Consider the following 20,535-nt stretch of genomic DNA (forward strand, 5'->3'; position numbering starts at 1 on the left):
ATCTGGCACGGGCGGAGCTCGGCCTGGCTCATCGCCAGATCACCGGGCCCATGGCCGGCTGCGGCCCGTCACGGCTCGGGAACGCCCTCTTCGAGCCACGTCCGCGCGCTCTCGGCGGTGAGCTTGAAGTCCGGGGGCACCCTCGACCGCCTCACGGTCTCTCCTGCCGCGTCTCGCCCCGTGAGGATGGCGTGCGGATCGTCCTCGTCGGGCACGATGTCGAGGTCCACCCGCATCCGGGCGCCGCCCTCGACCACCGTCGTCACGCTCCGGTGCAGCTGCGCCCGGCGTTGCTGGGCGTGCCGCGAAAGGACCTCGTTCGCCGTCTTCACCAGGGTGGCGAAGGCGCTCGCGTCGAGGGGCTTCGGGTTCTTCTTGTCACGCCCCATCGTCCACGGCCCCACAAGGGCGGGCTCGCTCTGGCCGTCGCACGTCATCTCGACCGCCCACCCGTCGTCGTCCTCGTTCTTGATGACCCGCGCCGTCCACCCGTTCCCCTTCCACAGCTTGGGGTCCTGATCTTCAGGGCGGATCGGGCGCGTCTGCCCGACCTCGTCGTCCGTCGCGTCCGTCGCGTCGTGCGTCGTGTCCATGGGCGCCTCGGTGTACTCGCTGCGCGCCCGGCGCGTCCACCCCGCCGCGCACGCCTCGGGCATTTCCTGTCAGCACCTGGCAGCCCTGGACGTCCTCCGCGGCGACCATCGAGCCCCCTCCGGCAGGCCCGAAGGCGGCGCTCCCCCCGCGCCGCCGCCGCTCGGCGCGTCCCGCCAGGCGCGCCCGTCACAGCGTCTTCAGGTACTCGACCAGATCCCAGCGCTCCTGCTCGGTCAGCGCGGGCCCGATGACGCCGTTTCCGCGCGGCCCGTCGCGGTATTCGTGCCCGGCGTTCGAGTTGCCGGGGATCTCCGTCACGAGCTCGAACCCTCCCCGAAAGGGCTTCACCTGGAGGCCGACGTGCTTCGGGTCGAACTCCGTGCTGCCGAGATAGAACCTCTTCGAACGCTGGTCCGCCGGCAGGAGCAGCTCGTACAGGCTCGGGACGGAGCCATTGTGCAGGTACGGCGCCGTCGCCCAGATCCCGTTGAGCTCGCGCGCCTTGTACGCGCGCGGCGCGCGCCACCGGTTCGGGCGATACCCGTCCCACGCGAGCCGCTGCTCCGCCGACAGGCCGTACTCGTCGTACTTCAACTCGCGGATCGCCGACGTTCCGAGCTCCAGCGCCTGCGCCATCCCCATCTTCCCGAGCCCGAGCGCCCCGAGATCCGCCGTGCGCTCGTTGAAATTCACGGCGTGGGTCGGATCGGTGCCGATCAGCTCGAGCGGGGACATCGTCGCTACCCGGAAGCGCTTGCCGTGCTCATCCGGGGGAGTCAGCCCCGGGTCGTGGCAGCTCGCGCAGTGCGCGCGGTAAAGACGCTCGCCGCGCGCCGCCCGCTCGCGGTCGATGCTGCCGAGCAGGTGCTCCGGCCAGCGCGGCGAGCGGAGCTTCTCGACCTGCTGCTCGATCAGGTGCAGGTTGTCCACCCGGATGCTCGACTGGAGGTGCATCCCCGCCCCTTGTGGCGCGGGGTCGAGCCGCGTGTGCGTGCCCACCCCCAGGGCCTCCCCGATGTTGCGCCCCATCGGCTGCGAGATGGATCCGTTCCACTGGACCCAGTCGTAGCTCGGCGCATCCCAGATGTGGGGATAGTCGACGGGCGCGTCGACCGCGCGGAGGTTCTCCGGATTGAGCTGACCGAACAGCAGGTTGCCGGCGCGCCCGAGCGCGTCCAGCCTGCCAAACCCTGCAACGGCGGCGTGGGGCCCCGCCGCGCCCCCGGTGAACGCTTGCAGCCGGGCCACCTCCAGCATCTTCTCCATCTGCGCTCGCAAGGCGCGCGTGGAGTCCTCACCGTAACGGTCCTTGAGGACCGCCCTGGCGAAGCGATCCAGCTTCTCCGGCGTCTTCAGCGTACGGTCGAGCGCGCCGAAGAGCGCGTCGGTGAAGGCGACAACGTCGATCGCCGCAGGGCCGCCGTCGATCCGGATCCTCGCGCCACGATAGGAGATCTGGCGGGTGTGGCAGGTCCCGCACGTGAACCCGACGTACACCTCGCCCGTCGCGGGATCGACGTCCCTGGCGAACCCCACCGGGAGGCGCTCCGGGTTGTTCTTCGCGTCCCGATCTTCGATGAAGCGATAGCGCGCCACATAGTCGCTCGCGGCGAACCGCTCGGCGCCGTCTTCCCGCTCGAGCGCAAGGAACCACCCGAGCGGGACTAACCTGGCGCCCTGGGAGGCACGGTAGAAGATCCGGCGCTCCGCTTCGCCCCATCCCTGGTCGAGGTACACGACATCGCCCGCGCCCCGGCCGCCCTTCGCGTGCGCGCAGCCGACCGCCGCGACCGCCGCGAGCGCGATCGCCCCCATCTGGATCCACATGACCGTCCCCCCTTCGACAAGCCCCGGCGGCGACGCCCGCGGTCGCCAACACCGCATATCAGAATATGTCGATAGCTCGTTTTCCCTGCTCGGCTCTGTCGAGCACGATGCGGATCCATCCGCGCGCCGCCGCGGTCCATCCATCCAGAACAGCGCGCAGCGGCGCGACACCGTCGCAGAGAGCCTACGACCGCACAAAGCCGAGTCAAGCCGCGGGCAGCGAAGGGGGCGACTCCGGTGCTTCGGTGTTTTGGACGTGCGTTGAAATAGCGGCTTCCCAGGAACTCTGGGGCTCGATGACCTGACGTCAGATCCCGAAAGACCACCGCCCGCGCAGCGCCGCTCCCGGACGCCGCTCGTAGACGCCGCGGGCCGCGACGGGGAGCGCGAGCGCGGGCTGGCTGACGGCCGCCGAGCTGCGACACTCCGCGCATGGTCCTCCACCGGCGCCCGTTCCTGGCCCTCTGCGCCGCAGCGCTCGCCCCGCGCGCCGCCCTCGCCGACCGCGCCGGCGCCGCGCCGCCCTCGCCGCCCCCCGCCGCTTCCCCGCCCGCCTTCGACGTCCGCGACCTCCAGGTCCCCGGCGAGCGCGCCCTCGGCCGGCGGTTCACGCTGCTCGTCCCGAAGCACCTTGCCCCGGGCGAGCGCGTGCCGCTGCTCGTGCTCCTCCACGGCCTCGGCGAGACCGGCGACGAGCGCCTCGGCGCCTTCGCGTGGCTCTCGCGGTACGGCCTCGGGTCGGCCTACGAGCGGCTGCGCCGCCCTCCGCTCGAGCGCACCTCGCGCCGCATGGACTGGACCGACGCGCGGCTCGCCGAGGTGAACGCCGCGCTCGCGGCGCGGCCGTTCCGCGGCCTGGCCATCGCGTGCCCCTTCACGCCCAACGTCCACAAGGCCCCGAACCCCTCCGCGGCGCTCGACGGCTACGCGCGCTGGCTCGCCGAGGTGGTCCTCCCCCGCGCCCGCGCCGAGGCGCCGGCGTTCGACGACGCGGCCCGCACCTCGCTCGACGGCTGCTCCCTCGGCGGCTACGTCGGCGTCGAGGTGTTCCTCCGCAGGCCCGAGCTCTTCGGCGCCCTCGGCGGCGTGCAGTCCGCCATCAGCGCCCACCGCGCCGCTTCCTATGCCGACCGGCTCGCCAGGGCCGTCGCCGCGGCCGGGCCGCGCGATCTCCACCTGCTCACCAGCGAGGGAGATCCGTTCCGCGACGCGAACACCGCCCTCGCCTCGCAGCTCGCGAAGCGGTCCATCCCCCACACCCTCCGCGTCCTGCCGGGCCCGCACGACCAGCCCTGGCTCCGCGAGGCCGGCACCATCGAGATGCTCCTCTTCCACGACCGGCGCCCGCGCTGAGCCGGCGCCGCGCGCCCTCGCAACGCCCGCGAGGCGGACGAAGCGGTTCGGCCGGCCTCGGGGCGCTTCTTCACGGTCGTCATCGGCGCAGCCGGCGCGTATAGGTTGGGCCCGGCCCATCCCCATGAAGACCAACGCCGCGCGCATCCCCGACAGCCTCGGCATCCCGTACGAGCTGCGCACCTACGAGGTCGACCCGAGCGACCTGACCGCGGGCACCGTGGCCAGGAAAATCGACCTGCCGCCGGAGCAGGTGTGGAAGACGCTGGTGGCGCGCGGCGATCGCCACGGCGTCTGCTTCGCGGTGGTGCCCGGCAACGCCCAGCTCGATCTCAAGGCGATGGCCAGGCTCACCGGCGACCGGAAGGTCGACACGGTGCCGCTGAAGGAGGTCCAGCCGCTCACCGGTTACGTGCGCGGCGGGGTCACGGCGCTCGGCGCGAAGAAGGCCTATCCCGTCTATGCGGACGAGACGATCGAGCTCTTCGAGGTCGTCTCCATCTCGGCCGGTGTGCGCGGCACGCAAATCCTCGTCGCTCCCGGCGATTATCTGCGCGCGACCAGGGCGAAGGTCGGCGCCATCGCGTCGCCAGGCGGCGACGCGGACTGATCGCTCGCCAGGCGGCGACGCGGACTGAACGCGTCGCCAGGCGGCGACGCGGATTGGACGCTCGCGCCGCCGGATCCGCGGTATGCTGGCAGAGCTCGCCTCCGGTCCGGCGCCGGGCGGCGACGAGGGATATGATCAGAGCGGCCTGCGACGTGCGCGACCCGAGCGAGCTGAGCACCTCCGAGCTGCGGCAGCGGTGCCGGGGCTGCAAGCCGTGGGAGCTCGGGCTCGGCGCGGTCCAGCTGGCCGCCTCGGCGGCGGCCGGAGGCGCGGTGCTCGCGGCGGCCGGCGCCTGCATTCCGGGGCTGGTCCAGTGCATCAGCGTGGGCCCGGCGCTCGCGGCGGGGCTCGCGGTCTGGGAGTCGATCGGGGTGGCCAGGGGGTGGCTGCCGGGCGCGGCGTACCGCGATGAGCTCGCGTTCCGCGCGTGGCACGCGGGGCTCTCGCCGTGGGTCGGGCCGGCAGCGCAGCGTCGCTGGGCCAGGCGCGCGCTGGCGCGCCGGCCCGCGGCCCCCGACTGGCTGCTCGTCCTCGAGGGCATCGCGCCGGCCGGCGGAGGGCGCCGCTGGATCAAGGTCGAGCTCTCGCTGTCCCCCTCCTCGGACGGCCCGTTCCGCTCGCAGGCCAGCGCGCACGCGCTGCTGCGCGCGGACGGCGACGGCGCAGGAGCGCCGCACGAGAGGCGCCTCACGCCCGAGGAGCTCGACGACCTGAGGCGGGCCGTCGCAGAGCTCCCGGAGGGGCTCTCGCTGGACACCCCCGCTTCGCCCCAGGACCCCGCGGTGTTCAGCGGCCGCTGCGAACTGCTCATCGCCAGGAGAACGCCGTTCGCCGTGGCCCAGCTGACGAGCGCGTTTCCGTCGCTCGAGGTGGGCCCTCACGCGCCCTCGCTGTCGCTGCTGCACCGCCTGGTCCAGCTGGCCTGGCGCGACGAGTCAGATCCGAGCCGGCGCGGCCACTGACGGGCGCGCCTCGCGCGTCAGGCGCCGGCCGCCCAGCACGAGCAGGACGCCGGACGTGAGGAAGGCCAGGTCCCAGCCGAGCTGCCCCGGACCTGGACGGACATGGTGGATCTGCAGGAGGTGATGGTCGATCACCCCCTCGACCAGGTTGAACAGCCCCCAGCCCATGGCGGCGGCGCCCGGGAGCATCCGTCCGGGGAGCTCGGCTCCACCCGCGCGCAGCGCGCTCCAGAGCTTGATGACACCTGCCACGGTGAGGCTCAATGCGACAACGCCGAACAGGCCGTCGGCGAAGATGTTCCGCCTCACATCGTCGATGGTCGCGCCTGGATGGCAGCTGAAGCAGATCAGATGATGCCACTGCAGGATCTGATGGAACAGGATGCCGTCGATCAGGCCTCCTGCGCCCATACCGAAGATCACCCCCGCCGTCTTCACGGCGCGTGATGTCCTCGTGGCGGCGGTGATCTCGAACGGGCGGGCTGTGCTCATGAAATCCTCCTGAGCGCGCCCCCATGCGAGCGGCAAACCACAGCCGTCGGGCGGCGCAGGACGGATCGCTCGGGCCGGCGGAGCGACCGGTTCGCCACGCCGGAGCGCGGCGCTTTGGCCGGCCGCGAACCGACGGCGCCCCGACTCCATGGACTGGCCAGCTCGGACCTGGCACGGAGTTGGCACATGCCGAGGAGAGGAGCCCACGTATCCGCAGAAATCGCTGAAAGGTGCCAGATGGACAATCGAATGAACCCGGAACACGCCGCCGGAACGGCCGAGCCGGAACACCAGGGTCCCAGGCCGGTCCCCTACACGTACCATGACGGCCGAGAGGATTACCTCCACGTCGGCCGCCAGGAGGGCGCGGAGCTGGATCAGCCCGAGGCGCTGGTCCCGGCTGCCGAAGGGGTGACTTCACCTGTCCAGGCGACGTCCCTGCCGCCCGAAGCCGCGTCGATGGCCGCCGCGCCGATCGCCTCGCCGCCCGAGGCGACGGCGCTGCCGCCCGAGGCGACGGCGCTGCCGCCCGCGGCGATGCCCCGGTCTCCCTGGGCGACGCCTCGCGCAGCGGCGCAGCGCCCTCAGCAGGCGAGCCGGACGAGCGAGATCGTCACGCGTGGGCTGCGGACCGGCGCCGTGCTGACGGCAGCGACGATGTGCACGATGATGGCAGCGTCCACCCTCAAGCGCGGATCGCCCTGGGCCGCCATGAACGCCATGGCAGCGGCGGTCGGCCTCGGGGGTCGCCGCCCGAAGCGCCGGTTCGACCCGGTCGCCACGCCCGCAGGGATCGCGGCGCTCGCCGGGGGCCTGCTCGTGTGGGGCATCGGCTACGAGAAGGCGCTCGACGCGGCGGGGCAGCGCGGCGGCGCGCTCACGGGTGCGCTGTCGGCGCTCGGCGGCTTCCTGCTCGACGACCTGGTCTTGCCCGGCCGGCTGATGAAGGGCTTCCGAGACACGATGGGCGTGGCCGGTACCGTCGGCAAATACGTCGCCCTCGGCGTGGCGAGCGCCGTCGCCCCGCGGTGAGCGCGCGGGGCGGCGGCGCTATCGCCGCCGGCGCGGCGAGACACCTCGCGCCGGCGCGAGCGCCGCCGTGGCACAGCGCCCGCTATCCCTGACCGGCGGCCTTCCGGTCCTTCGCGCTCGGCTCCTCGTGCTGGGGCAGCGCGCCTCTCGGCTGCGCCGGTTCGGTCGCGCCGCTCTCTGGCGGCGGCTCGTCCTCGGACGGGGCCGCCGCGCCTGCGCCCGTGGCCTCGGCGCTGGTCTCCCGCAGCTCGAGCGAGCCCGCGGGACCGCCGCGGCCCGATTCATCGTACGGCCCGCCGCCGAGCGAGCCCGGCGCGCGGAGCTCGGCGTCCTTGGGGTGCGGCCCGTCGAGCCGGAAGATCCCCTTCGATTGATCGACCTCGTCGATACGCCCGTTCTCCTGCGCCTGCGCCCCGGACCGCTGCTTGGCCTTTTGCCCCATGATCCCCTCCCTGGCCCGGCGCGCAGTGCGTCCACCGCACACACGCCCGCCTCGACCCGCCGCGTGCATGCGAGGTGCCGGAGCGCGCCGGCCCCGCCCGCTCACGCCGGCCGCGCCGCGCCCTGCTCTTCCGACGCGGCTTCCACCGCGACCGGCTGGGTGAGCTGCTCCGGCGGCGTCCCGGCGGCCATCTGCTGGGCGATGATGAGCTCCCGCGCCTGCTGCCGCAGCTTGGGGAGCCTCGCGGCGAACACCGCCGCCGCGACGACGCAGCACGCGCCGCCCGAGGCGACGGTCGCTGGCGCGCCGATCTTGCCCGCGAGCCAGCCGGCGAGCAGCGCGCCGAGCGGGGCCATCCCCATGAACATCATCGCGTAGACCGCCATGACGCGCCCGCGGAGCGCGTCCGGCACCATCGCCTGCACGAGCGTGTTCGACCCCGCCATCTGCACCATCATCGAGAAGCCGACGGGCACGAGCAGGAGCGTCGAGAGCCAGAACGACCGCGAGAGCGCGAACAGCCCGAGCGCCACCCCGAACCCCGCGCAGGCAGCGGCGACCCAGCGGCCGAGGCCCCGGAGCCGCCTCCGGCTGGCGAGGACGAGCGCGCCGAGCAGCGCCCCAATCCCCGACGCGCCCATCAGGATGCCGAGCCCCTGCGCCCCACCGCGCAGGATCCGATCGGCGAAGATCGGCATCAGCACCGCGTACGGCATCGCTGTGACGCTCACGACCCCGAGCAGGAGCAGGAGCGCGCGGATGGCCCTCGTGCGAGCGACGAACCGGAAGCCCTCGACCGTGTGGGAGAACGCGGAGCCGCGCCGGGCGGCGGCCGGACGGGGCGGGACGCGCATCGCCAGCAGGCTCGCGAGCACGGCGAGGAAGCTCACCCCGTTCGCGACGAAGCACCACGCCTCGCCGATCGCGCCGACCAGGATACCCGCCACCGCCGGGCCGATGATCCGCGCGCCGTTGAACATCGAGGAGTTGAGCGCGATGGCGTTGGCGAGGTCCTCCCGGCCCACCATCTCGACGACGAACGCCTGCCGCGTCGGGATGTCGAACGCGTTCACGACGCCGAGGAGCACGCTGAACCCGAGGATGTGCGGGACCTGGATGTGCCCGCTCAGCGTGAGCGCGCCGAGCCCGAAGGCGAGCGCCATCGCGGCGGACTGCGTGGCGAGCAGGATGCGGTGGCGGCTCCGCCGGTCGGCCACGGTGCCGCCGATCGGGGCGAGCAGGAAGACGGGGATCTGCGTGGCGAACCCGACGGTGCCGAGCAGCAGCGACGAGCCCGTCAGCCGGTACACGAGCCACGACTGGGCGACCGACTGCATCCAGGTGCCGACCAGCGAGACGAGCTGGCCGGCGAAGAAGAGCTGGTAGTTGCGGTGGCGGAGCGCGCGCAAGAGCGACGCGCCGGAGCCCGCCGGGCGCTCACCACGACCCGCCGCGGGGAGCGGCTCCGCTTCAGGCTGACCCATGGTCGCAGTATGGGGACGCCGGACGCTCGGGAACCTGGGATCCGAAGGATCCGGGCGCAGCGGGGTCAGCCGCGCGGCATCCGGCCGGGCTCCGCCGCGGCGCGCTCCTCCGGGCTCCGCCGCGGCGCGCGGCTCAGCCCCCGCCCGCGTAGTTGGCGGGCCACGCCGCCGAGAGGAGGCCGCCGTCGACGGCGACCTCCTGGCCGGTGATGAACGAGGCCTTGTCGCTGAAGAGGAAGGCGACGAGCGCGGCTACCTCGTGGGGCCCGCCGACGCGGTTCATGGCGTGGAGCGACGCGGCGAAGGCGCGGCCCTGGGGATCGTCGAGGCGCCAGCCGGCCGTCGCCATCTCCGACTCGACGACGCCGGGGCTCACCGCGTTGATGCGGATACCCTTCTGCGCGTACTCGACCGCGGCGGTGCGCGTGAGCGCGACGAGGCCGGCCTTGGAGGCGGCGTAGATCGAGAGCCCGGGGAAGAAGCGCGACGTGGCCACCGACGCGCAGTTGACGATCGAGCCCCCGCCGCTCGCGAGCATGGCTTTGATCTGGTACTTCATGCACCAGAAGACGCCGCGGAGGTTCGTGTCCATGACCAGGTCGTAGTCGGCGTTGGACAGGTCGGCGAGCGGCACCAAGAAGCCGGCTCCGGCGTTGTTGAAGCTGCAGTCGAGGCGACCATAGGTGGACAGCGCGGCCTTCACGAGCGCCTCGACGTCGCCCTCGACCCGCATGTCGGCGGTGACCCAGGTGATCTCCCCGCCGCGATCCTTGACGGCCGCGACGAGCTCGCGCCCCTGCGCCTCGCGCCGCGCGCTCGCGACGACCTTGGCGCCCTCGGCGGCCAGCGCGACCGCCGTCGCCCTGCCGATGCCCGAGCTCGCGCCCGTGACGATGACGACCTTGTCTTTCAGAGCTCCCATGCTTCACATCCCTCCCGAAGGTGGCCGGCGCCTCCATGACAGGCGCCGGTGCTCGTGAAACGCCGAGCAAGGAACAACCGTCTTCGACCGTCTGGAACGCAAACGGAGCGCGCAGAGCGGGCCCGAGACGATGCCAAGGGCGAGTACGAAAGGGAAGGGATTCCGGCGCTCTCCGCGCGGTAACGCGACGCGCACGAGACGCGCAACAGGGCTCCTTGTGCCGAGGTGTCGCGCGTGCGTCGCCCTGGTTGCGCCGGGCTGCGTGGATGTGGGTCGCGTCACCCTTGACCGAGGTGGCGTCGGCGCGCAGCGCGCGCGGCCGGGGCGGAGTTGGGCTATAGGCCGGCGTCCATGAACCGACCGTACCTCATCGCCGGGGCGCTCTTCCTGACCGGCCAGCTCTTCGCGCTCGGCTGCAGCGCCCCCAAGCCGGAGCCCGAGATCGCGTCCTCGGCCTCGCAGAGCGGCTATGCGGGGCGCTACCCGGCCGAGCTCCAGGCGACGGCCACGTCGTTTGGCGAGCGCGAGGACCTCTCGAAGCGCGCCACGGAGCAGTTCGCGTCCTATCCCGACCAGCTCAAGAAGCCGGACTGGAAGCAGGTCCTCGACGTCATCGAGCAGGCGGACGCGGCGGGCCGGAGCTACGACTACGTGGAGCGCGTGCGCGCCGTCGACGGCGCCGTGGCGTTCTTCAACGACAACAAGGAGGACCTCACCCGCAAGGTGAGCGGCGCCGCGCAGTACGTCGTCAAGCAGAAGGGGTGCGACGTCGACGTCACCGGCGCCACGGCGCACGCGCTCGAGGAGGGCGTCGAGCGCCAGCTCGAGAAGTACGTCCGCGAGCGCAGCGAGGCGCACCGCCGCATCGAGCGCTACCGCGCCTCGCTCGGCAAGGAGAACGCCGCGACGCTCGAGAAGCAGGCCGACGCCGTGAGCTTCGTGAGCTACGTCGTCCACATCGACATGGTCGAGCACAAGCTCCGGCTCCGCCGGATGCTCGAGGAGATCGAGACCATCAAGAAGTCGATCGACGAGGCGGTCGAGGCGGAGCGAGCATTCCAGTCCTCGGGCAAACGCACCGACGAGGAGAAGAAGACGTCGGAGGCGCGCATCGAGGAGCTCGGGCGCAGCAAGGCGATGCTCGACTCGGCCGCGACCCAGGCGAAGCAGATCGACGAGACGATGGAGGAGCGCATCGCCGCGGCCCAGAAGACCTACCGCGAGGCGATGGACCGCCTGATCGCCACCCTCCGCAAGAACGCCGGCCTGCCGGCCGAGCCGCGCGACGGCTGATCCTCCCGTCCCCGTAGGCGTCAACCAAGCTTCGCGCCACGTTCTCCTACATCCGAACGTTTACGTGGTCGTTTACGTGGTCGTCAACGATAGGCCGTGAACGACCACGACCACGACCACGACCACGATGACGACTACGTAAACGTTTACGTTGGTGACTGATGGTGGGGAGGAGGCCTTGTGGCCGAACGAGCTTGCTTCACGCCGAGGGCCCTCCCCACCTCGCAGCCATCTCCAGCGTCCGCTGGTTCTCCGGTATCGTGAGGAACCGCTCCCTCCACACCGGATCGCTGATCTTCCCCGCCCTCTCCATCAACCTCTCCCTCGCCGCCGCGATCGCCGCCGCGCAGTCCGCCTCCATCCCGTTCGCCGCCAGCGCCTCCGCGTAGACGTTCCTCACCGCGGACTCCCCCTCCTCGATCGCCCCGATCGCGTTCAGCATCGAGAACGCCTCCCCCGCCGCCGACAGCGCCTCGTCGAACCTCCCCAGCCCGAGCAGCGCCCTCGCCCTCGCCGCCACCGCCGCCGCGCGCAGCGGCGGCGCGCTCTGCAGGATCTCCGCCGCCGCCCTCGCCTCCTGCTCCGCCCTCTCGAAGTCCCGCGCGAGCAGCGCGATCCGCGCGAGGTACGTCCGCGCGCTCCCCTCCGTGCGCGGATCCCCGAGCCGCTGCGACAGCGCGATCGCCTCGCGCTCGGTCCGCTCCGCCTCCTCGATCCGCCCCCGGTAGCCGAGGACGTGCCCCAGGTTGCTGAGCGTCGCCACCGCGAGATCGTGCAGCCCCATCCGCTCCGCGCCCGAGAGCGCGCTGCGCAGCACCTCCTCCGCACCCGCGAAATCCCCGAGCTCCGCGTGCATGTACCCGACGTTCATGCGGAACGCGCAGGCGTTGCCGCGGTCGCCCGCGCGCTCGAACGCCGCGAGCGCCGCGGACAGCCCCGCGAGGCACGCGCTGGGATCGCCGTTCCCGAGCGCCCGGGCCGACCGCGCCGCGTGCAGCCGCGCCACCACCTCGACCTCCCGCTCCGCGAGGTCCGTCCCGTCGCCCTCGATCGCCTCGATCAGCGCGTCCGCGAACGCGTAGCGCCCCCCGAACACGAGCAGCAGCGCGCCCTCGCCGAGGCACATGTGCTTCGCCACGAGCGCGCCCTCCGCGTCCGCCGCGGCGGCCTGCGCCGCGCTCATCCAGCGCTCCACCCGCTCGAAGCCGCCCAGCTTGCCCGCGGCCATGGCGACCTGCTTGATCGCCGAGAACCACGCCGCGGAGCCGGCGGGCAGCCGGTCCACGGCCTCGGTCCCGCGCTGCTCCGCGAGCGCAAGCTCCCCGCGCCAGACGTGCGCCTCGGCCTCCACGAGGCGAAGCGCGCCGAGCGCCTGCGCGTTCGGGCCGCACGCGACGCCGCGCTCGGCGCGCTCGATCGCGGCGGCGAGGTCCTGCGCCCTCAGCGCCTGCTCCGCCGCGCGGCAGTACGCGGCGGCGGCGCGCGAGAGCTCGCCGCCGCGCTCGAAGTGCTCGGCGAGCGCCATCGCGTCGACCACGCCCGCGCCCGCGCGCGACAGCCACTCGCCGGCGAGCCGGTGCCCGAGCCGCCGATCGCCCTCCGTCAGCATCCCGTAGGCCGCCTCCCGCACGATCGCGTGCTGGAAGCTGTACTCCACCTCGCCGGGCAAGCTGCCCTCGCCGCGCCGGGAGATCACCTCGCGCTGCTCCAGCTCGACAAGCTTCGGCGCGACCTGCGCCCCGCCCACGAGCGCCGACACCCCGCCCTGCCAGAACGTCTGCCCGAAGACGCTCGCCGCCCGCAGCGCGCGCCGCGCCTCGATGTCGAGCGCCTCGATGCGCGCCTGCACCATCGCCACCACCGTCTCGGGCAGGTCGGCGCCCTTGCCGTCGGCCACCGCGCGGAGCTGCTCCTCCAGGTAGAACGCGTTGCCGTCGGCGCGGTCGACGATCATCGCGAGGAGCTCCGGCGCGACGTCCTCGCCGAGCACCTGGCGCACCAGCCGCTCGCTCGCGCGCCGCGGCAGCCCCGACAGCTGCACCTCGTGGACGCCGCGCCCAGCCCAGAGCTTCGGGAAGAGCTCCCGCACCTCCGGCCGGCCCAGCGCGAGCACCATCAGCCGCTGATCGCCGAGGTTGCGGAGCGCCGAGTCGACGAGCAGCACGCTCGGGAGATCTCCCCAGTGCAGGTCCTCCAGCACGAGGAGCACGGGCCTCGCCGAGCACTCCGCCCTGAGGAGCTCCTCCCAGGCGACGCGGATCTGGTCGCTCATCAGCACGGGGCTGCGCCGCGCCGCCATCAGCTGCACGCTGTCGCCGTCGGGGAACGGCACGCCGATGAGCTCCCCGAGGAACGCCGCGGTGCGCGCCGATTCGGCGTGGCCGTACCGCGCGACGCGCGCGCGCAGCTTGCGCTGCCGTGCCTCGATGGGCTCGCCCTCGAAGAGGCCGATCGCGCGCCGCAGCGCCGGGGCGAGCAGCGCGAAGGCCGAGCCGGCGCTCATCGGGTCGCCGCGCCCGATCCACACCTCCAGGTCCTCGCCGCGGTCGCGGAGCCGCCGGATCAGCTCGGAGCGCAGGCGGGATTTGCCTGCGCCCGCGGGCGCGGTCACGAGCACGGCGCTCGGCGTCGACTCCTCGACGCAGTGCGAGAACGCCGCCTCCAGGAGCGCGAGCTCGCGGTCGCGCCCGACGCACGGCGTCGGCTTGCCGAGCAGGGGCGGCGTGGAGGCGAGCTCCTCGCGCTCGCCGTACAGGCGGAGGGCGCCCGCCTCGCGGGTCACGTCGAACCGCGCGCCGAGCAGCCCCGCGGTCACCTCGTCCATGCGGACGGCGTCCGCGCCGGCCGGCGCGTGCGCGGGCGGCAGCAGGTGGACCGCGCGGTCGATGAGCTCGCCGACCGGCAGCCGCGCGGACATCTCGGCGCGGCCCGTGACGAGCGCGACCGGCACGCTGCCGAGCAGCGCGTTCAGCGCGAGCGCGCAGCGGGCGGACTGCGCCGCGAGATCGGTCGGGGCGCCGCCGGCGGTGAGCACGATGAGCGGCGAGCGGGACTCCAGGATCTCGAGCTCGCCCTGGTAGCGCTCGGCGACGGCGATGAGCGCCTTGCTGCGCTCCAGGTCCTCCTCCTGGGAGCGCGTCGCTTCGGCGTCGCCGCTCGCGTCGCGCGCGAGCACGAGGCACATCATCTTGCGCTCGTTCGTGGTGATCTCGCCCCCGCGCAGCGTGTTCGACGGGCGGCTGCTCGCGGCGCCGACGCCCGCGTCGTCGAGCGCGAGGAGCTCCGCCGCCACCGCATCGCCGTCGCGGGGCCGGTCCTTCGGCGGCTTCGCGAGCATGCGCGCGACGAGGTCGTCGAGCGCCTCGGGGACGTCCCCGCGCAGCTCCCGGAGCCGCGGAGGATCCTCGAGGATGACCTTGATGAGCACCGAGAGCCCGTCCGCGCCCTGGAACGCCGAGCGCCCGGTGAGGCACTTGAAGAGCACGCAGCCGAGCGAGAAGACGTCGGCGCGGGGGTCGATGTTCGGCTCGCTGCGGGCCTGCTCAGGCGCCATGTAGCCCGGGGTGCCGAGCATCGTGCCGGGCATGGTGAGGTGCCGGTCCATGGCGCCGAGGCGCACCACGCCGAAGTCGATGAGCGTGACCCCCTCGATCGCGCCGCCCACGAGGAGCAGGTTGCTCGGCTTGAGGTCGCGGTGGACGATGCCGGCGCGGTGCACGACGCCGAGCGTCGACGCGATGCGCGACGCGAGCGCGACGCTCTCGGCGATCGTGAGCGACCTGCGGTTGAGCCGCTCGGTCAGCGTCTCGCCGGCGAGCCACTCCATCGCGAGGTAGGGCTGCCCGGCGTCGGTCGCGCCGTGCGCGATGTACCGCACGATGCCCGGGTGCCGCAGCGCGGTGAGCGCCTCGAGCGCCTCGACCTCGCGCGCGAACCGGATCGCCTCCTGGAGCCCTCGCCGCTGCAGGACCTTCAGCGCCACCGGCTCGTTCGTGACCAGATCGCAGGCGCGGTAGACGTCCCCCATCCCGCCCGAGCTGGCGAGGCGCTCGATCAGGAAGCGACGGTCGATGACGTCTCCCACGCGCATCTCGTCCCCGCCTTACCTGAGACCTCGCATGAGCCTGCTTACAACGGAGTAAACGAACTCGGCCCCGATCGCCAGCGACTCCGCCCGCAGCGGCCGGGCGCGGCGGTTCGCCGGCGGCTGCGAGCCCGTCCAGGCTGTGAGCTACCCAACATCACTCATCGTGGCGCGGGCGGCGTACCCCTGTATGCCCCGCGCGGAGGACAGCCGTGATGCCACGCCGGCGCAGCGGAAGCACCGTCCAGCGTCGTGTAGCGTGGGAAACAGAGAGACCTGATCTACCTGGATGGGGGCTCGCGCCCCGAGCGCGCTTGCGCGCCTGAGCGCCGGTGTGGGAGGCGCATTTCACCCCACCGAGGCAAAACGTCCTGTCCTGTCTCCGGGGCGCGAGTCACGGGGGCGCGTTGCGCTCGTCACCGCGTCTCGGCTCGGACGCCATGGCACGACCCCTGCTGGGCTGATGGGATCATGAAGATGAAGCTCTCCAAGAAGCAAAAGAGGAAGCTCAGCAAGCTCGGCCGGAGGGCCCTCCGGCCGGTGGCCGCTGCGACGAGCGTCGCAGCGGTGTTCGCGGCCGGCCTGTACAGCGGTGAAGCGAGAAACTATCTGAGCAACGCGAGGACCGCCGTGAGCCGGAAGGTGAGGGAGTGGGCGAGCGCGCTGGGCGGCTTGAAGCTGGCCAATGGCGTATCGGGGAGAGCTCACCCCGACGTGGAGCTCGCGCAGCCGTCATGAAGCCGATGAAGAAGAAGACCCGCCGTGCCCTCCGGAAGGCGGTCGAGGCGGTGTCGGCGGCGGCCGCGATGATCGCGGTCGAGACGCTCGGCTCCGCCGCGGGCAGCCTGCTGAAGGACGCGCTGAAGAAGCGGCGGCGCGACCGCTGAGGCGCGGCGCCGCGGGCCTGCACGAGCGCCTCGCGCCTCGGGCGGTCCTGGGGTAGGTTCGGCCGCCGATGGACACCCGAACTTATTTCCAGGGCAAGAGCGTTCTCATCACCGGCGGTTCGAGCGGCATCGGGCTGTCGTTCGCGAGGCTCGTCGCGGGGTACGGCGCCGCGGTGACGCTGGTGGCGCGCCGCCGCGCCCTCCTCGACGAGGCCGCCGTGGGCATCCGGCGCGAGCACCCGTCCGCGCGGGTCGACCTCCTGGAGCTGGATGTCAGCCGGCCGGACGATGTCGCGCGGGCGATGGAGTCGCGGCTCGCCGAGCGGCCGATCGATCACCTCGTGAACAACGCGGGCGTGGTGATGCCGGGGCGCTTCCTCGAGCTGCCGGTGGATCAGTTCCGGAGCATGATGGACGTGAACTTCTTTGGCGCCGTGCACCTGTGCAAGGCGGTGCTCCCGGCGATGGCGGCGCGCGGCAGCGGCCATGTGCTCAACGTCTCTTCGCTCGCGGGCGTGATCGGCATCTACGGTTACACGCCGTACGCGGCGAGCAAGTTCGCGCTGATCGGCTTCTCGCAGGCGCTGCGCGCGGAGATGTGGCCGCACGGCGTGCGGGTGAGCGTGTGCATGCCGCCCGACACCGACACACCGCAGCTGGCGTTCGAGAACCAGTACAAGCCGGCGGAGACGAAGGCCATCGCGGGCAACGTGAAGACGCTCGAGCCGGACGCCGTGGCGCGCAGCATGGCCGACGGCATGGCGCGCGGGCGGTTCGAGATCTACCCCGACGTGGGCTCGCGGGTGAGCGCGATCGCGCAGGGGGTCATCCCTGGGGTGGTGCGGTGGGTCTGCGACAGCGCGCAGCGGAAGGCCGGGCCTGCGGTGGGGTGAGCGCGGGAGCGATGGAAGGGCGGTAGTTAGGGATACCCGGCGTCTGCCAGATCCGCATAACGTTTCCAGCGCCCGGCCGGCGCTCGACGCGATCGGGACGGCGTGGCCGCCTCGGCTCCAGGAGGGCTGCGACGGCGCCGGTTCCGAGACGCGTTCTCGGGATGTTGATTCTGCTCTTAACAGCCTCCATGACAAATCCGAGGAGAACCGCACCCGTGCCAAGGAACACACGCCGCGTCGCCGCGCTCCCGCTGTGCATCGCCCTGCTGGCCGGCGCGGCGGAGGGTCGCGCCGAGGCTCCGCCGGAGGCGGTCGCCCGGCTCATGGCGCAGGCGAACGCGGCCGCTCGCGAGGATCGGCTCGCCGACTCGCGCGACCTGTGGATGGCGGTCTGGCGGCTGGAGCGCGTCCAGGTCGCCGCGTGCAACATCGGGGCGCTGTCGCTCCGGCTCGGCGACGCGCCGGCCGCCGTGCGCTGGCTGTCGCTCTGCCAGGAGATCATGCGCGCGCCAAGGACGCCCGCGGAGCGCGCGCTCGTCGCGTCGCGGCTCAGCGACCTGGCCCGCGCGCGGCAGCTCGCCGGCGAGCTCCACGTGGTCGCCCCCGCGGGCTCGAAGATCACGATCGACGGCGCGCCCGCCGAGATCGAGGACGGCAAGCCCGTCCCCGTCGCCCCCGGCCACCACGTGGTGCGCGCCATGCTGGACGGCGACATCGCGACGGCCGAGATCGACGTGCCGCGCGGCGAGGCGCGGGAAGTCGTGCTCACCTTCGCTGCCCGTCCCGCCGGCGCCCCTGCGCCGCTCCCGGGCCTGCCGGCCGCGCCCGCAGACGCGACAGCGCCGCCTCCCGGCCCCCGCGCCTCCCCGCTCGCCCCCTTCGCCCCCCCGCCCCCCCGGCCCGGGCCGCGGCCGGAGCTCGTCGCCGGCGGCTTCGGGCTCTCCGCCACGCTGGCGGCGATCGGCGGCGTGATGCTCGTCGGCGCGGGGAAGAAGGACGAGGCGGGCGACACCGCCGCGCTCTCCGCAGGGCCGAACCGCTGCTTCCGGCTGACCCAGCCGATTTGCCAGCAGTCGGCTTCGGCCTACGACGACGCGATCACCTACCGGGGCGTGGGCATCGCCGGCCTCATCGCGGGAGGCGCCATCCTGGCCGCCACGCTCGGCTACACGTTCTATCCGCGCGGACCGGCAGAGATCACGGTGTCAGCCAAGGGCCTTGCGTTGACGAGCAAGTTTTGATGTGCAATTCGACCTTGCGCCTGCGCTGATCGAAGGCCGCTTCGCACGCTGCGCGATCTTGCGAAAACTTGCGTGACGGCGGCCGCCTGACCGCGGCATACTGCGCCCCGAGACGACCTGGCAGACGACACCCCGGCGGATTGGGGCCACCTGGGTGCCGGCGCCACAGCCTCGTGCCGGAGGACTGGACGCATGGGTAAACCCATCGCGCGTTGTGCTGCTGCTCTCCTTTTTCTGATCATCTCGGCGACCTTCTTTGCGTGCGGCGATGAGCCCTACGTGGGTGGAAGGTGCGCGACCACGGACCACTGCCAGTCGGACCAGCAGAATGTGCCGGGCACGATCTGCATCGATGAGCACTGCAAGTGTGGCGAGCCGGGGAAGGTCATCTGCTGCGCGCGCGGCGACGACACGCCGAACTGCTTCGAGGAGTGCCGGACCTGCGACGAGTGCGCCGAGGGCACGGAGGCGTGCTCGGGGGTGCCGGTTCCGCCCGGGGGCTGCGAGGGCGACGCGGAGTGCCCCGGCCCGCCGGACCCGCGGTGCGGCGTGGGGAGGTGCGTGGACGGCGCCTGCGTCGTCGAGATCGAACGAGGGCCGATCGACTCGCAGATCCGCGGCGACTGCAAGGTCGAGGAGTGCACGGCCGACGGCCGCGTGGTGAGCGTGGCGGCCGTCGACGCCTACGACGACGGCAACCAGTGCACCCTCGACGTCTGCGAGCTCGACGGGCCGCGACATCTCATCTTGGATGGCGTCGTATGTCCCGCCTCGGGCTCCGGCCGATGCCATGAAGGCGTCTGCGTGCAGTGTGTCTCCGAAGACCCAACGCTGCAGTGCCCTGCGGGGCTCGTGTGCTACGGCGTGTGGTGCGTACCATCGCACTGCGAGAACGGCGTGAGCGACCCTGGGCTCGGAGAGACCGGATTCGATTGCGGCGGCCCGTGCCGCCCCTGCCCCTCGAGCGAGCGCTGCAAGGACGACACGGACTGCGAGAGCGGCGTGTGCACGAACGGGAGTTGCATGATCCCGACGTGCAGCGATGGGATAAAGAACGGCCTCGAGGCCGGCGTCGACTGCGGCAAGCTATGGTGCCCGCGCTGCCCGGTGGGCGGGGGCTGCGAGACCGGCGCGGACTGCCTCAGCAGCGTGTGCTGGAGCGGCACCTGCCAGGCGCCCACCTGCACCGACGGCGTGAAGAACGGCGACGAGGCCGGCGTCGACTGCGGCGGCGAGGGGTGCGCCGCGGCGTGCCCCGAGTGATCGCACGGCAGGCAGGACGCCGCTGACAGCCATGAGCTTCGAGGAGAGCACGACATGAGCAAGCTGCGTTTCGAGATCTCGATATCGCTCGACGGCTTTGTCGCCGGCCCCGACCAGAGCGCCTAGGACCGGCTCCGGATCGGCGGCGGACGCCTCCGCGAGTGGGCCTTCGAGCTCGCGGTGTTCCGCGAGGTGCATGGCAAGGCGACGCGCCTCGGGTTCGCGAGGCGATAAGAGCCATCGTCGGCGGTGGTGCGGTCACCATCGCCCGCAGTCCACGACATCCGCCGCGCGTCTCCCACCGGGACCTGTCAGGGCCCGACGCCGGTCAACCCCCCACCAACGCGCTGCCGTCGATCAGGGCGCTCCCGCTTGCCTCGCGCGGCCACGGCGCCGCATGGACACGGCCAGCGCCGGCGCAAGCACCTCGTGCAGGTGCTGACGGCGCTCGTGTGGAAACACGGAATCAGCGAAGCATCAGGGGAGGACAGGGCCCAAACATGACGAGCAAGATCATCTTCAAGAATGCCGCGCTGTGGACATGCGTCGCTCTTGGCGCGCGATGGCTCGCCGGTTGTGTCGTCGACAGCTCACCTTACAACGAGACACCGCAAGACGGCGATCCGTCAGAGACTACGCCGGCCCAGAGCGCCCTCAGCCACGCGCCCCTCGAGGGCCTCGCCAGGCCAGTGTCCTGGTCTGAGGCTCCTCACGTCTGCGACTTCGGCTTCCTCGGGGGTGCGGCGTGCGACCAGTACTGCAAGAGTCAAAGGCACGCGTTGTGCGGCTATTGCGAATGGAATGACACCGAGCGTAGAAATCAGTGCCAATGCAAATCGGATCCCCAGCTCTGCTCGCAATAGCCGTTGCTCCGCAACGAGATCGTGAAGATCCTGCGAAACGGCGGGAAGATACCCGTCTTCGTCGGCATGTTCGCCGTCGACGACGCGACACAGCGCCTTGAGGGCATCCAGGACGTGGTCACCGCCCACGACATCCAGATCGTGGACAAGCGCGAGGACAACGCCGATCGCGCCGAGGCGCGCGCGAACGTCGAGGACATCATCAACGCCCACCCGGACCTCAACGCCGCGACCGGCCTCTGGTCGTGCAACGCCATCGAGGCGCCGCCCGCCGGGGCGGAGTAGCCGCCGCG

The 20,535-nt window shown here is 72.5% G+C and carries 18 protein-coding genes; 11 read left to right on the top strand and 7 right to left on the bottom strand.

Going from position 1 to position 20,535, the window contains the following annotated elements; genetic code table 11:
- Window positions 1–68: 68 nt before the first annotated feature.
- Together WMF14_RS26015 and WMF14_RS26020 are read right to left on the bottom strand one after the other, a co-directional pair.
- Entirely contained in the window at window positions 69–656 is a 588-nt protein-coding gene (locus tag WMF14_RS26015) for a hypothetical protein (RefSeq protein WP_437322696.1), read from the bottom strand.
- A 124-nt stretch (window positions 657–780) separates the two neighbouring features.
- On the bottom strand, window positions 781–2,421 hold the full coding sequence (locus tag WMF14_RS26020) for a di-heme-cytochrome C peroxidase (RefSeq protein ID WP_437790354.1): 1,641 nt from the start codon (window positions 2,419–2,421) through the stop codon (window positions 781–783).
- Between the two features lie 432 nt (window positions 2,422–2,853).
- On the opposite strand from WMF14_RS26020, the gene WMF14_RS26025 reads away from it, so the two are divergent.
- From WMF14_RS26025 to WMF14_RS26035, 3 genes are all read left to right on the top strand, one after another.
- On the top strand, window positions 2,854–3,774 hold the full coding sequence (locus WMF14_RS26025; protein ID WP_437790356.1) for an alpha/beta hydrolase: 921 nt from the start codon (window positions 2,854–2,856) through the stop codon (window positions 3,772–3,774).
- 124 nt (window positions 3,775–3,898) lie between these two features.
- Complete coding sequence (gene ybaK / locus WMF14_RS26030; protein ID WP_437790358.1) at window positions 3,899–4,384, top strand: Cys-tRNA(Pro) deacylase; 486 nt, start codon at window positions 3,899–3,901, stop codon at window positions 4,382–4,384.
- Between the two features lie 131 nt (window positions 4,385–4,515).
- Window positions 4,516–5,346, top strand: coding sequence for a hypothetical protein (locus WMF14_RS26035; protein ID WP_437790360.1), 831 nt, complete (start codon window positions 4,516–4,518; stop codon window positions 5,344–5,346).
- Here the strand turns inward: WMF14_RS26035 and WMF14_RS26040 are convergent.
- Window positions 5,320–5,838 carry a DUF2243 domain-containing protein gene (locus WMF14_RS26040; RefSeq protein ID WP_437790361.1) on the bottom strand — a complete coding sequence of 173 codons (519 nt, stop codon included), beginning with the start codon at window positions 5,836–5,838 and terminating at the stop codon, window positions 5,320–5,322. The genes WMF14_RS26035 and WMF14_RS26040 overlap by 27 nt on opposite strands.
- Before the next feature lie 249 nt (window positions 5,839–6,087).
- Here WMF14_RS26040 and WMF14_RS26045 point away from each other — a divergent pair, with 249 nt between their 5' ends.
- Window positions 6,088–6,870 (top strand): hypothetical protein, encoded by a 783-nt coding sequence (locus WMF14_RS26045; RefSeq protein ID WP_437790362.1) that lies wholly within the window; start codon window positions 6,088–6,090, stop codon window positions 6,868–6,870.
- Between the two features lie 82 nt (window positions 6,871–6,952).
- Here the strand turns inward: WMF14_RS26045 and WMF14_RS26050 are convergent, their stop codons facing one another.
- The 3 genes from WMF14_RS26050 to WMF14_RS26060 all read right to left on the bottom strand — a co-directional run bounded on the left by WMF14_RS26050 (window position 6,953) and on the right by WMF14_RS26060 (window position 9,718).
- A complete protein-coding gene (locus WMF14_RS26050; protein ID WP_272093569.1) occupies window positions 6,953–7,312 on the bottom strand; it encodes a hypothetical protein in 360 nt (119 codons plus the stop codon).
- Between the two features lie 101 nt (window positions 7,313–7,413).
- Window positions 7,414–8,796 (bottom strand): MFS transporter, encoded by a 1,383-nt coding sequence (locus WMF14_RS26055; RefSeq protein WP_437790363.1) that lies wholly within the window; start codon window positions 8,794–8,796, stop codon window positions 7,414–7,416.
- Between the two features lie 133 nt (window positions 8,797–8,929).
- Entirely contained in the window at window positions 8,930–9,718 is a 789-nt protein-coding gene (locus WMF14_RS26060) for an SDR family NAD(P)-dependent oxidoreductase (protein ID WP_437790365.1), read from the bottom strand.
- A gap of 351 nt (window positions 9,719–10,069) precedes the next feature.
- Between WMF14_RS26060 and WMF14_RS26065 the strand changes: the two genes are divergently transcribed.
- Complete coding sequence (locus tag WMF14_RS26065; RefSeq protein ID WP_437790367.1) at window positions 10,070–11,011, top strand: hypothetical protein; 942 nt, start codon at window positions 10,070–10,072, stop codon at window positions 11,009–11,011.
- A 199-nt stretch (window positions 11,012–11,210) separates the two neighbouring features.
- On the opposite strand, the gene WMF14_RS26070 is transcribed toward WMF14_RS26065, so the two are convergent.
- Window positions 11,211–15,101 (bottom strand): protein kinase domain-containing protein, encoded by a 3,891-nt coding sequence (locus tag WMF14_RS26070; protein ID WP_437790369.1) that lies wholly within the window; start codon window positions 15,099–15,101, stop codon window positions 11,211–11,213.
- Between the two features lie 465 nt (window positions 15,102–15,566).
- Between WMF14_RS26070 and WMF14_RS26075 the strand changes: the two genes are divergently transcribed.
- The 6 genes from WMF14_RS26075 to WMF14_RS26100 all read left to right on the top strand — a co-directional run bounded on the left by WMF14_RS26075 (window position 15,567) and on the right by WMF14_RS26100 (window position 20,527).
- Window positions 15,567–15,833, top strand: coding sequence for a hypothetical protein (locus WMF14_RS26075; RefSeq protein WP_437790370.1), 267 nt, complete (start codon window positions 15,567–15,569; stop codon window positions 15,831–15,833).
- Entirely contained in the window at window positions 15,830–15,982 is a 153-nt protein-coding gene (locus WMF14_RS26080) for a hypothetical protein (protein ID WP_437322708.1), read from the top strand. Before WMF14_RS26075 ends, WMF14_RS26080 begins: the two co-directional genes overlap by 4 nt.
- A gap of 68 nt (window positions 15,983–16,050) precedes the next feature.
- Window positions 16,051–16,875 (top strand): SDR family oxidoreductase, encoded by an 825-nt coding sequence (locus WMF14_RS26085; protein WP_437790371.1) that lies wholly within the window; start codon window positions 16,051–16,053, stop codon window positions 16,873–16,875.
- 215 nt (window positions 16,876–17,090) lie between these two features.
- Window positions 17,091–18,116: a hypothetical protein gene (locus WMF14_RS26090; RefSeq protein WP_437790372.1), complete on the top strand. Its 1,026-nt coding sequence runs from the start codon at window positions 17,091–17,093 to the stop codon at window positions 18,114–18,116.
- 192 nt (window positions 18,117–18,308) lie between these two features.
- On the top strand, window positions 18,309–19,379 hold the full coding sequence (locus tag WMF14_RS26095; protein ID WP_437790373.1) for a hypothetical protein: 1,071 nt from the start codon (window positions 18,309–18,311) through the stop codon (window positions 19,377–19,379).
- 884 nt (window positions 19,380–20,263) lie between these two features.
- Complete coding sequence (locus WMF14_RS26100; RefSeq protein WP_437790375.1) at window positions 20,264–20,527, top strand: substrate-binding domain-containing protein; 264 nt, start codon at window positions 20,264–20,266, stop codon at window positions 20,525–20,527.
- The last annotated feature ends 8 nt before the right edge of the window (window positions 20,528–20,535 follow it).

The organism is Sorangium sp. So ce693, from assembly GCF_051521375.1.
Lineage (GTDB): Bacteria > Myxococcota_A > Polyangia > Polyangiales > Polyangiaceae > Sorangium > Sorangium atrum.